This is a genomic window from Mycobacterium paraffinicum (assembly GCF_025822865.1).
GTDB lineage: Bacteria > Actinomycetota > Actinomycetes > Mycobacteriales > Mycobacteriaceae > Mycobacterium > Mycobacterium paraffinicum.
In genome coordinates, this window is record NZ_JACKUR010000016.1 from 1 (window position 1) to 12125 (window position 12125).

10 protein-coding genes are annotated in these 12125 nt (G+C 70.1%); 2 read left to right on the forward strand and 8 right to left on the reverse strand.

Annotation, left to right across the window (positions count from 1 at the left end):
- Positions 1–353: 353 nt before the first annotated feature.
- The 7 genes from H7J89_RS05150 to mqo are packed head-to-tail and all read right to left on the reverse strand — an operon-like array spanning position 354 to position 9073.
- Complete coding sequence (locus H7J89_RS05150; protein WP_264037119.1) at positions 354–1946, reverse strand: MFS transporter; 1593 nt, start codon at positions 1944–1946, stop codon at positions 354–356.
- Between the two features lie 33 nt (positions 1947–1979).
- Positions 1980–3185 carry a uroporphyrinogen-III C-methyltransferase gene (gene cobA / locus H7J89_RS05155; protein ID WP_264037121.1) on the reverse strand — a complete coding sequence of 402 codons (1206 nt, stop codon included), beginning with the start codon at positions 3183–3185 and terminating at the stop codon, positions 1980–1982.
- 20 nt (positions 3186–3205) lie between these two features.
- Positions 3206–4591 (reverse strand): cobyrinic acid a,c-diamide synthase CobB, encoded by a 1386-nt coding sequence (locus tag H7J89_RS05160; protein ID WP_264037123.1) that lies wholly within the window; start codon positions 4589–4591, stop codon positions 3206–3208.
- On the reverse strand, positions 4588–5202 hold the full coding sequence (gene cobO / locus H7J89_RS05165) for a cob(I)yrinic acid a,c-diamide adenosyltransferase (protein WP_264037124.1): 615 nt from the start codon (positions 5200–5202) through the stop codon (positions 4588–4590). The genes H7J89_RS05160 and cobO overlap by 4 nt, the downstream gene beginning before the upstream one ends.
- Before the next feature lie 15 nt (positions 5203–5217).
- Positions 5218–7053 (reverse strand): magnesium chelatase subunit D family protein, encoded by a 1836-nt coding sequence (locus H7J89_RS05170; protein ID WP_264037126.1) that lies wholly within the window; start codon positions 7051–7053, stop codon positions 5218–5220.
- A complete protein-coding gene (locus tag H7J89_RS05175) occupies positions 7050–7574 on the reverse strand; it encodes a GNAT family N-acetyltransferase (RefSeq protein WP_264037128.1) in 525 nt (174 codons plus the stop codon). The genes H7J89_RS05170 and H7J89_RS05175 overlap by 4 nt, the downstream gene beginning before the upstream one ends.
- Complete coding sequence (gene mqo / locus H7J89_RS05180; RefSeq protein WP_264037130.1) at positions 7571–9073, reverse strand: malate dehydrogenase (quinone); 1503 nt, start codon at positions 9071–9073, stop codon at positions 7571–7573. Before mqo ends, H7J89_RS05175 begins: the two co-directional genes overlap by 4 nt.
- A gap of 110 nt (positions 9074–9183) precedes the next feature.
- On the opposite strand from mqo, the gene H7J89_RS05185 reads away from it, so the two are divergent.
- Entirely contained in the window at positions 9184–10200 is a 1017-nt protein-coding gene (locus tag H7J89_RS05185) for an alpha/beta hydrolase (RefSeq protein WP_264037132.1), read from the forward strand.
- Positions 10201–10204: 4 nt separating this feature from the next.
- Positions 10205–11584, forward strand: coding sequence for a mycothione reductase (gene mtr / locus H7J89_RS05190; protein WP_264037134.1), 1380 nt, complete (start codon positions 10205–10207; stop codon positions 11582–11584).
- Between the two features lie 57 nt (positions 11585–11641).
- Here the strand turns inward: mtr and H7J89_RS05195 are convergent, their stop codons facing one another.
- Positions 11642–12106: a Fur family transcriptional regulator gene (locus H7J89_RS05195; RefSeq protein WP_264037136.1), complete on the reverse strand. Its 465-nt coding sequence runs from the start codon at positions 12104–12106 to the stop codon at positions 11642–11644.
- Between the last annotated feature and the right edge of the window lie 19 nt (positions 12107–12125).

The following is a 12125-nucleotide window of genomic DNA, read 5'->3' on the forward strand; positions in this document are numbered from 1 at the left end:
CACTGGCTGCACCACCGCGCCGCCGCGCTGAACCTGCGCCGACTGATCGCGATGGGCCTGACCTCCACCGGTAACACCTGGGCCATCGCCTAAACCACCCACTCACCGGCCTTGCCTCCCCCCCCCCCCCCCCTGCCACTCTCAAACCGGCGGGGCGACCTCTCCTGTCGACCTCAGGGTCTGACTTCCACAACGCCGCAAGACGGCTCGAGGCGCCTCGCCCCAAACACCACTAATTCAGCAGGCTCCTAGCAGCCGAGGACCCACGCAAGGCTCCGCGAATCTGATATCGCCGCCGCTATCGAATCCCGCGCAAAGCTATTGGAGCGGGCCGCCAATCGGCGGCCGCGGCGTCACAGCTCGCCGGCGTCGATCGCTTCCTTGACCTCCTGCGCGTGGGCCACCTGCGCGGGCGTGTAGCCGATCAACAGCGCCGCGGCGCCGACGACGACGGCCACCCCGGCCACCCACAGCAGGCCGTACGTGTAGCCCTGGTCGAGCGCGTGCAATTGGAGGTCGTTCATGATCTTCACCGGGCCGGTGGTGCCGCCCATGTACAGCGTGCGGGAGGTGATCACGGCCTGGATGACCGCCAGCACCAGCGGACCGCCGAGGCTCTGGAGCATCAACGCGATCGCCGAGACCGGGCCGATCTGGTCGAAGCCGACACCGGCGATGGCCGCCAGCGTCAGCGGGACGACGCAGATGCCGATGCCGATCCCGCCCACGATGATGGGGAGCACCAGGTTGGGGAAATAGGGCACGCCGCGGTGCATGAACGCCCAGCCGTAGAGCATCGCCCAGAACAGCAGGATTCCGCCGCCGATCGTCAACACCCTTGGCGAGAACCGCGACACCAGTTGCGAGGAGACGCCCAGGCCAATCCCCATCGCGATGACGAACGGGATGAAGCCGACGCCGGCGCGCAGCGCGCTGTAGCCGAGGATGTCCTGCACGTACAGGCCGATGCACACCGTCAGGCTGAACATGAGGCCGCCGGCCAGGAAGATCGCGGCGAAGGTGACCAGCCGGTTGCGGTCGCGGAACAGATCGAATGGGACGACGGGGTTTTCGGCGGTGCGCTCGACGATGATGAAGGCGAGAGCGGCGGCCATCGCGACCACGCCCGAGCCAACGGTGGTGATCGAGACCCAGCCCTTTTCCGGCCCCATCGAGAAGGCGAAGACGGCGGCCGTGCACGCCAGCGTCGCCAGCATGGCGCCGGTGGCGTCGAGCTTCATCCGCTCGCGGTTGGTCTCACGCAGCGCGGTGCGCGCGAGGTAGATCATCACCAGGCCGATCGGCACGTTCACCAGGAACGCCAGCCGCCAGGACACCTCGGTCAGCGCTCCGCCGACCACCAGGCCCATCACCGAGCCGACCGCCGTCATCGCGGCGAACACCGCCGTCGCGAAGTTACGCGCGGGCCCCTTGGGGAAGGTGGTCGCGACCAGCGCCAGGCCCGTCGGCGAGGCGATGGCGGAGCCGACCCCCTGCGAGAGCCGCGCGATGACCATGGTCACCTCGTCCCACGCGACCGCGCACAGCACCGAGGAGATGGTGAACAACGCGACGCCGACGATGAAGGTGCGCTTGCGTCCGATGGTGTCGCCGAGCCGGCCGCCCAGCAGCATCAGTCCGCCGAAGGTGAGCACGTATGCGGTGATCACCCAGCTACGGCCGGCGTCGGACAGGCTGAGCTCGTTCTGGATCCGCGGCAGCGCGACGATGGCGACGGTGCTGTCCATGGTCGCCAGCAACTGCATACCGCCGATGGCGATCACGGCCGCGATGAAGCGGCGGGAAGGCAGCCAGGCCGGGTAATACTTGCTGATGCGGGTGGTGGCGGTCTCCGCCGGGCGCGTGGAGCGCGCCGGGGCCGGACGATCGGGGCGCGCGGACGTGAAGTTCCGCACCGCGCGCTCTGTGTCGTTGAGGGCCGTCATAAAGGGTTACCTTACAGTAATCTTAAGATCCGTTTAAAGCCCGAAAGCCGCCACCGGCCCGATCACGATGATCGCGGGAGGTCGGATGCCCTCGGCTCGGATCTTTTCCGGCGTGTCGGCGAGAGTGGCCCGCAAAGTGTGCTGAGCCGCCGTCGTCCCATGTTGAACCACCAGGACCGGTGTTTCCGCAGGTCGGCCGCCCGCTATGAGTGCGTCGGCGAAAAGCTCGATGCGTTCGACGGCCATCAGCAAAACGATGGTGCCGGAGAGCGCGGCCAGCGCATTCCAATTCACTAACGATTCGGGGTGACCGGGCGCCAGATGTCCGCTGACCACGACGAATTCGTGATTTATGGCCCGATGCGTGACCGGAACGCCGGCCAGGGCGGGCACTCCTATGGCGCTCGTCACACCCGGCACGACGGTGACCGGGATCCCGGCGTCGACGCACGCCTGCACTTCCTCGTAGCCGCGGGCGAAGACGAACGGGTCGCCGCCCTTGAGCCGGACGACGAACTTCCCGGACCGGGCGCGCTCGATCATGACGTCGTTGATCGCGTCCTGCGCCATCGCCCGCCCGTAGGGAATCTTGGCGGCGTCGATGACCTCGACGTGCGGCGGCAGCTCGGCCAAGAGTTCCGGCGGCGCCAGCCGGTCGGCGACCACCACGTCCGCGTGGGCCAGCAGCCGGCGCCCACGCACGGTGATCAGCTCGGGGTCGCCGGGGCCGCCGCCGACGAGCGCCACCCCGCCGCGCACGACGTCGGGGCTCACCGCGCTGTCCGGGGCGATGACCCCGGTCTGCAGCGCCTCCCGGATGGCCGAGCGGATGGCCGCGGACCGGCGGTGCTCGCCGCCCGCGAGCACCCCGACCGATAACCCTTCGTAGCTGAAGGACGCCGGGGTCACCGCGGTCCCTTCCACGGCGATGTCGGCGCGGACGCAGAAGAGGTGGCGGCGCTCGGCCTCCGCGACGACGGCCGCGTTCACCTGCGCGTCGTTGGTGGCCGCGATCGCGTACCAGGCCCCGTCGAGGTCGCCGTCGCGGTATTCGCGCAGCGACAACGTGATTCCGGTCATCGCCTCGACCGACCTGGTGGCGCTGCGAGAGATGACGTGAACGTCCGCGCCGCTGGCGATGAGCAAGGGCAGCCGGCGCTGGGCAACCGAGCCGCCGCCGACCACGACGACCTTCTTGCCGGCCAGCCGCAGCCCGGCGAGGTAGGCGTTCTCGGTCACCGGGCAAGCCTAGTGCGGGACTAGCGGGAGGGCTGGCCGGGGCGAGCGCGCCGGGCGGCGGCGTGCGCGACGAACCGCGCGACGGCTTGTGGTGCGGCAGCCGGATGGGTGTGCAGATACGAGGCGTGCACTCCGGCGTGCACGACGCCCTCGCGCACGGTATCCGCATCGTTGCCCCGATAGGCCCAGGCGGGCTGGTAGCCGCCGCCGAATGTGATTGCGGTCCGGTGGAATTCATGCCCCACCGCCCGCTGCCCGGCGGAATACAGCGGCGAATCGGCCACGGCGACGGCGTCGCGATAGGCCAACGTCAGATTGGGCGTGAACCGCGCCGACCCGGCCAGCACTCCGCACATCGGGTAGCCGTCGAGTTCGGTGGCCAGATAGATGAGGCCCGCGCATTCGGCGTGGATCGGCGCACCGGCGGCGGCCAGCTCGTTGATCTGCCGGCGCACGGCCTCGTTGGCCGAGAGTTCCGCGGTGAACTGTTCCGGGAAGCCGCCGGGCAGCAGCACCGCGTCCGTGCCGTCCGGCAACTCCTCAGCCAGCGGGTCGAATTCGACCACGTCGGCGCCCGCGGCCCGCAGCAGCTCGGCGTGCTCGGCGTAGCCGAAGCTGAACGCCCTACCCGCCGCCATCGCCACGGTGGCGTGCCCGCCGGGCGTCTCCCCCACCGCGGTCGCCGGGTCCCACGCCGTGCCGGTCCGGCTCGCGGCGACGGCCGCCACGGCCGCCAGATCGACGTGACGGGCGACCAGGTCGGTCATCGCCTCGACCGCGAGCCGCGCCCGCTGCCCGTATTCAACCGCGGTGACCAGACCCAAATACCTTGTCGGCAGCTCTAATTCGGCGGTGCGCGGAATGCACCCCAGCACCGCGACACCAGCCTGCTCGCAGGCCTGCCGCAGCACGTGTTCGTGCCGGGCCGAACCGACCCGGTTGAGGATCACGCCGCGGACCCGGGTCGCGGCATCGAACGTCGAAAAGCCATGCAGCAGTGCGGCGATGCTGTGGCTCTGGCCGCGCGCGTCGACCACCAGAATCACGGGCGCACCCAGCAGGCCGGCCACGTGGGCGGTGGAGCCTTCCGCGGGACCTGCCGCGGCCGGCCCGATCCGGCCGTCGAAGAGCCCCATCACCCCCTCGATCACCGCGATGTCCGCACCGCCCGAGCCGTGCGCGTACAGCGGGCCGACGAGGTTCTCGCCGACCAGCACCGGGTCCAGGTTGCGGCCGGGACGCCCGGCGGCAAGGCCGTGATAACCGGGGTCGATGAAGTCCGGGCCCACCTTGAACGGTGCCACGGCATGGCCCGCCCGCCGCAGCGCGCCGATCAAACCCGTTGCCACGGTGGTCTTTCCGCTGCCCGACGCCGGGGCGGCGACGACGACCGCGGGGACACTCACCACTCGATCCCCTTCTGCCCCTTGCGGCCCGCATCCATCGGGTGCTTCACCTTGGTCATCTCGGTGACCAGATCGGCGGCCTCGATCAACCGCTGCGGGGCATCGCGTCCGGTGACGACCACGTGCTGATGACCCGGCCGCGCCAGCAGCACGTCCACCACCTCGTCGACGTCCACCCACCCCCATTTCAGCGGGTAGGTGAACTCGTCGAGCACATAGAAGTCGTGGCGCTGCTCGGCCAGCCGGCGCGAGATCTCCGCCCACCCGTCGGCCGCGGCCGCGGCGTGATCGAGTTCGCTGCCCGCCTTGCGCGACCACGACCAGCCCGCGCCCATCTTGTGCCATTCCACGGGCCCACCGATGTTGTGCTGTTGGTGCACCTGGCCGAGTTGAGCGAAGGCGGTCTCCTCACCCACCCTCCATTTGGCGCTCTTGACGAACTGGAAGACCGCGACGGAGAGCCCGACATTCCAGGCCCGCAACGCCATTCCGAATGCGGCAGTCGACTTTCCCTTGCCGGGGCCGGTGTGCACCGCCAGCACCGGGGTGTTGCGCCGGGCCCTGGTGCTCAGTCCGTCCTCGGGGACCCGCAATGGGCGGCCTTGTGGCATCGGCGGTTACCCTTCTCAGGCCGCGTTGCGCACGGCGCGCGTCAGAGAGTCCGCGTGTAGCTGCTCCAGGCGCACGGCCGGCGCGCCGAGCTGGCGGGCCAGTTGCTCGGCCAAACCCAGCCGCACATAGGAGGTTTCGCAGTCCACGACCACGGCGGCCGCGCCCTCGGCCACCAACCGGGCGGCCGCGGCCCGGCTGCGGCCCAACGGGTCCGCTCCGGCGGTGGCCCGGCCGTCGGTCAGCACCACCACCAGGGAACGCCGGGCCCGGTCGCGCGCCTTCTCCCGGACGATCAGTTCACGCGCGGCGAGCAAGCCTTCGGCGAGCGGCGTCTTGCCGCCGGTGTCGAACCGGGCCAGCCGCCGGCCGGCGATGTGCGCCGACGAAGTCGGCGGCAGCAGCAGCCGCGCCTCCTGCTGGCGGAAGGTGATCACGGCGACCTTGTCGCGGCGCTGGTAGGCGTCGCGCAGCAGCGACAGCGTCGCGCCGCTCACCGCGGCCATCCGGTCGCGCGCCGCCATCGAGCCCGACGCGTCCACGACGAAGATGACCAGGTTGCCTTCGCGCCCCTCCCGGATCGCCCGCCGCACGTCATCCGCGCCCGGGCGCAGGGGGCCGGACCCGGCGCGCTCGGCGGCCGACAGCAGGGTGGCGAACAGGTGCAGCCCGTGCGCGCCGGAACTCGTGTCGTTTCCGTCGGCGGCCGCGATCACGCTGCCGCTGGCGTTGCGGGCCCGCGATCGCCGCCCCGGCGCGCCCGCACCGACCCCGGGCACGGTCAACGCGCGGGCGCGGAAGGTCTTGGACGGCGGCGCGCTGGGGCGCGGTGGTTGCGGCTTCGACGGCGCCGACGAGTTCGGTTGTTCCCCAGCGCCTTCCAAGGACCGGCCGCCGCCCGGCGGGTCGGGCTCCGGATCGCGGTCGTCGTCGCCGGCTTGCGCCAGCGCTTCGTCGAGCTGGTCGCGGTCGATGCCGGGGTCGTCGAACGGGTCGCGGCGGCGCCGATGCGGCAACGCCAGCTCCGCGGCCACCCGGACGTCTTGCTCTTCGACGGACTTGGCCCCACGCCAGGCGGCGTGCGCGGCGGCGGTGCGGGCCACCACCAGATCCGCCCGCATCCCGTCGACGTCGAACGCCGCGCACACCGCCGCGATGCGCCGTAACTCGTTGTCCGGCAATACCACCTCGCCGACGAGCGCCCGGGCGGCGGCGATGCGCCGGGCCAGTTCGGCCTCGGCGTCGGCGTAGCGCTCGGCGAACGCGTCCGGGTCGGCCTCGTAGGCCATGCGCTGCCGGACGACCTCCACCCGCACGTCGATGTCACGGGACGCATGCACGTCGACGGTGAGGCCGAACCGGTCCAGCAGCTGCGGACGCAGCTCGCCCTCCTCGGGATTCATGGTGCCGATCAGCACGAACCGGGCCTCGTGCGAATGCGAGATGCCGTCGCGTTCGATGTGCACCCGGCCCATCGCCGCGGCGTCGAGCAGCACGTCCACCAGATGGTCGTGCAGCAGATTGACCTCGTCGACGTACAGCACGCCGCCGTGCGCGCGCGCCAACAGTCCCGGCGAGAACGCGTGCTCGCCGTCGCGCAGCACCCGCTGCAGGTCCAAGGAGCCGATCACCCGGTCTTCGGTTGCGCCGAGCGGCATTTCGACAAGGCCGGCGCCCGCGTCACCGGTCGCCTCGGACAGCAACGCCGCCAGGCCCCGCACGGCCGTCGACTTGGCCGTGCCCTTCTCGCCCCGGATGAGCGCACCGCCGATCTCCGGGCGCACGGCGCACAGCAGCAGCGCGAGGCGCAGCTGGTCGTGCCCGACGATCGCGCTGAACGGATACGGCTTCACGGGAGCTCCGTCAGGCCGGCGCCCGGCCCGCCCGTCGGCGATGCCGGCGGGGTATCCCCCTGAGGAGGCGGGCGTTGGGGCTTCAGCATCGGCACGTGCGGAACGCCGTCGTCGACGAAATCGTCACCGGCGCGGACGAACCCGTGCTGAGCGTACATGTCGGACAGGTAGGTCTGCGCGTCGATCCGGCACGGGTAGTCGCCGACCTCGGCCAGGGCGGCGCGCAGCAGCCGGGTGGTGTGGCCCTGCCCGCGCGCGCTGCGTTTGGTGCACAGCCGGCCGATCCGGAACGTCTTTCGGCCGCCGGCGTGCTCCTCCATCAACCGCAGCGTGCAGATCACCTCGCCGTCGGGCGTCTCCAGCCAGAAGTGCCGCGTTTCGGCGAGCAGGTCGCGCCCGTCCAGCTCCGGGTACGGGCAGGCCTGCTCCACCACGAACACCTCCACCCGCAACTTGAGCAGCTCGTAAAGGGTCCGGGCGTCAAGGTCTTTGGCCCAGGACCGGCGCAACGCTTCACTCATGACCGAACCCCCGAATCGGACTGCAACCCCAACACCTCGGTTCCCCAGGACCACACCTCGTCGTACAACGCCGGCTCGCGGGACAGCTCCACCCCTAGCGACGGCACCATCTCTTTGAGCGTGGGCAGCCAGGATTGATAGCGGCCGGCGAAGCACCGCTCCAACACCTCGAGCATGGCCGACACGGCCGTCGATGCTCCCGGCGAGGCTCCCAGCAGCCCGGCGATGCTGCCGTCGGAGGCGGCCAGCACGGTGGTGCTGAAGTCCAGCACGCCTCCCTTGCGCCGGTCCCGCCTGATCATCTGCACGCGCTGACCGGCCACGGTCAGCTCCCAGTCGGAATCCGCTGCGCTGGGGGCGAATTCGCGCAGCGCGTGGATGCGGTCCGTTTCGGACAGCCTCAGCTGGTGAATCAAATAGTTGATCAGTGTCAGCTGGGTGAGGCCGACCCCCAGCATGGACAGTGCGTTGTCCGGCTTCACCGAGCGGGGCAGGTCGCTGAGGCGGCCGTGTTTCAAGAACTTGGGTGACCAGCCCGCGTACGGCCCGAACACCAGCCAGGATTTGCCGTTGACGAACCGGAGGTCCAGGTGCAGCGCGCCGAGCGGCGGGGCGCCCGGCGCCGGGACCCCGTACACCTTGGCCCGGTGCGCGGCGGTGAGCGCGGGGTTGTCGGTGCGCAGAAACCGGCCGCCGATGGGGAACCCGGCGAAGCCCCTGACCTCGTGGATGCCGGCCTTCTGCAGCAGCGGCAGCGCGTCGCCGCCGGCCCCGACGAAGACGAATTTGGCGTTCAGCCGGCGCTTTTCGCCGGTGCGCCGATTGCGGATCAGCAGCGTCCAGCTGCCGTCCGATTGCCGGGTCAGGTCGCGGACCTCGTGGCCGAACAACGCGGTGGCGCCGCCCTGCACGCAGTAGCCGACGAGCTGTCGGGCCAGTGCACCGAAGTCGACGTCGGTGCCGTGGGGGGCCCAGTTGAGCGCGGTCGGTTCGGAGAAGTCGCGCCTGGCGGCCATGAACGGCAGCCGGCGGGCGAACTCTTGCGGGTCGTCGATGAATTCGGTGCCGGCGAACAGCGGGTTGGGAGCCAGGGCCCGCTGCCGTCGGCGCAAGAACTCGACCCGCTGCGCCCCGCGCACAAAGCTCACGTGCGGGAGCGGGTTGAGGAAGCCGGTGTCGGTCAGGATCCCGTTCTCGGCGGCGTAGGCCCAGAATTGGCGGGTCACCTGGAACTGCTCGTTGATGCGCACCGCTTTGGTGATGTCGATCGAGCCGTCCGGGATCTGCGGGGTGTAGTTGAGCTCGCACAGCGCGGAGTGCCCGGTGCCGGCGTTGTTCCACGGACTGCTGCTTTCGGCCGCGACGGCGTCCAGGCGTTCGACGAAGGTCATGGACCAGTCGGGCTGCAGCCGCCGCAGCAACGCACCCAGGGTTGCGCTCATGATGCCCGCGCCCACCAGCACGACGTCCGTCCGTGCGGTTCGGGCTAGCGATGACACCTGCTCCTGGTCCTTCCGTCGACTGTGCCGGTTCCCAGGCTATCCCGAGGCAAACCCGGCACGGACGGCGTGCGCCTCCCCATCGCCAGCAAAACCTCTAAGCTGGCCTCGTGACTGGCTGGGTGCCCGATGTCCTGCCCGGTTATTGGCAGCGCACCATCCCCCTCGGGCCCGACCCGGTCGGCGAGGGCGAGATCGTCGCGACGCTGATCCGGCGCGGTGAGCCCGCCGGACCCTCCGGCGCGGGTCACGCGGTGCTGGCCGTGCACGGCTACACCGACTACTTCTTCAACACGGCGCTGGCCGACCACTTCGCCGACCGCGGCTTTGCGTTCTACGCGCTGGACCTACAGAAATGCGGCCGGTCGCGCCGCGACGGCCAGACACCGCACTTCATCACCAACCTCGACGACTACGACGCTGAACTCGACCACGCCCTGGCGGCGATCCGCGAGCACCACCGGCCCGCCAAGGTCTTGGTGTACGGCCATTCCTCCGGTGGGCTCATCGTGTCGTTATGGCTGGACCGGCTCCGCCGGCGCGACGCCGCAGCCCACGCCGGCATCGGCGGTTTGGTGCTGAACAGCCCGTTTTTGGACCTGCACGGCCCGGCGGTGCTGCGCCATTCGGTGACCTCGGCGCTGATCGCCGGCCTGTCCCGCGTGCGGTCCAGGGGGGTAGTACGGTCGCCCACCGAGGGCGGCTACGGCACCACCCTGCACCGCGACTACCACGGCGAGTTCGACTACGACCTGCAGTGGAAACCGGTGGGCGGCTTCCCGATCACGCTCGGCTGGCTGCACGCCATCCGCCGCGGCCACGCCCGGCTGCACCGCGGGCTCGACGTCGGGGTGCCGAACCTCATCCTACGCTCGGACCACACGGTGGCCGAAACCAGCGACGCGGCGTCCATGCAGTGCGGCGACGCGGTTCTCGACGTCACCCAGATCGCCAGGCGGGCCGGCTGCATCGGGAATCACAGCACCATCGTGCCGATCGGCGACGCCAAACACGACGTCTTCCTCTCGCTGCCGCAGCCTCGGCGGGCGGCCTACCGCCAGCTCGACCTCTGGCTGGACCGCTACCTGCGCACCGACCGCACCGAGCCCTCTTCGAGGATGGGGTGACGGGTTGGAGACCTATGACATCGCCATCATCGGAACCGGCTCGGGCAACACCCTTCTCGACGATCGGTTCACCGGCAAGCGCGCGGCGCTGTGCGAGCACGGCACGTTCGGTGGCACCTGCCTGAATGTCGGGTGCATCCCGACCAAGATGTTCGTCTACGCCGCCGAAGTCGCCACGACGATCCGGGACGCGGCACGCTTCGGTGTCGACGCGCACGTCGACCGGATCCGCTGGGACGACATCGTCTCGCGGATCTTCGGCCGGATCGATCCGATCTCGATGAGCGGCGAAGATTACCGCCGCGCGTCACCCAGCGTCGACTTGTACGACCAGCACACCCGGTTCGGACCGGTTCAGCCCGACGGGCGCTACCTGTTGCGCACCGACGGCGGCGACGAATTCACCGCCGATCAGGTGGTGATCGCGGCGGGGTCCCGCCCGGTCATCCCTCCCGCGATCCTCGACTGCGGCGTCGCCTATCACACCAGCGACACGATCATGCGGATCCCGGAGTTGCCCGAGCACCTGGTGATCATCGGGAGCGGCTTCGTGGCAGCGGAATTCGCCCATGTCTTTTCCGCCCTCGGCGTCCGGGTGACATTGGTCATCCGCGGCAGCTCGATGCTGCGGCACTGTGACGACACCGTCTGTAAACGCTTCACCCGCATCGCCGCAGCCAAATGGGAACTGCGCACACACCGAAACGTCGTGGGCGGCACCAACAACGGCTCCGGGGTCGCGCTGCGGCTCGACGACGGGTCGACGCTGGACGCCGACCTGCTGCTGGTCGCGACCGGGCGGATGTCCAACGCCGACCTGCTGGACGCCGAACAGGCCGGTGTCGAGGTCGAGAGCGGTCGGGTGGTGGTCGACGAATACCAACGGACCTCGGCGCGTGGTGTTTTCGCGCTCGGCGACGTTTCGTCGCCATACCAGCTCAAGCACGTCGCCAACCATGAGGCCCGCGTCGTACAGCACAACCTGCATTGCGACTGGGACGACACCGAGTCGATGGTGATGACCAATCACCGCCACGTACCGTCGGCCGTGTTCACCGACCCTCAGCTGGCATCCGTCGGCCTCACCGAAAACCAGGCCATCGCACAGGGATTCGAGGTCTCGGTCGCGATCCACGACTACGGGGACGTCGCCTACGGCTGGGCCATGGAGGACACCACCGGGATAGTCAAGCTGATCGCCGAGCGCAGCACCGGCCGCCTGCTGGGCGCGCACATCATGGGCCACCAGGCGTCGTCGATCATCCAACCCCTGATCCAGGCGATGAGCTTCGGGCTCACCGCCCACGAGATGGCCCGCGGCCAGTACTGGATTCATCCGGCGCTGCCCGAGGTGGTCGAGAACGCGCTACTCGATCTGTCCTAGTGGCGATCGCAAGCGCGGCGTAGCCGGGCCGCTGGGGGTCGTCACCGTTGGTGCAGCTCAGCGCTTTTGGCACTGCGGGCACAGGCCGTGCAGGGTCAGGCCCGCGGCCTCGGACAGCGCGAAGGAACTGCCCGCCATCGCGTGTTCGAGCGCCGAACTGAGCTGCCGGGCGGGCACCTCGATGATCGAGCCGCACTCGGTACACACGGCGTGGTGGTGCGGCGCGGTGGCCATCCCGTAAGTGGTGACACCGCCGTCGAGGGTCAACGGGTGCAGCACTCCCTGGCCGACCAGGGTGGTCACCGTGCGATAGATGGTCGCCACGTCGGGAGCGTGGGCCCCGTGCGGCAGGCACGCCCGCACCCGCTTGTGGATCTCCGCCACCGGGAGATGGCCGTCGACCGGCTCGAGCACCGCCAGCACCTGAATCCGCGACGACATCCGCCGCAGCCCCCGGGCGCGCAGAAGATCGCCGATCCGGGCGGTGACGGACGGGTCCAGCGCCGGCGGCTTTGGCGTCACCCGTTCAGTGTCGCGCCGC

Excerpts from the sequence above, each read along its gene's own strand:
- H7J89_RS05150 (WP_264037119.1), bottom strand. The coding sequence starts at position 1,946 with ATGACGGCCCTCAACGACACAGAGCGCGCGGTGCGGAACTTCACGTCC.
- cobO (WP_264037124.1), bottom strand. The coding sequence starts at position 5,202 with ATGCCACAAGGCCGCCCATTGCGGGTCCCCGAGGACGGACTGAGCACC.
- H7J89_RS05175 (WP_264037128.1), bottom strand. The coding sequence starts at position 7,574 with ATGAGTGAAGCGTTGCGCCGGTCCTGGGCCAAAGACCTTGACGCCCGG.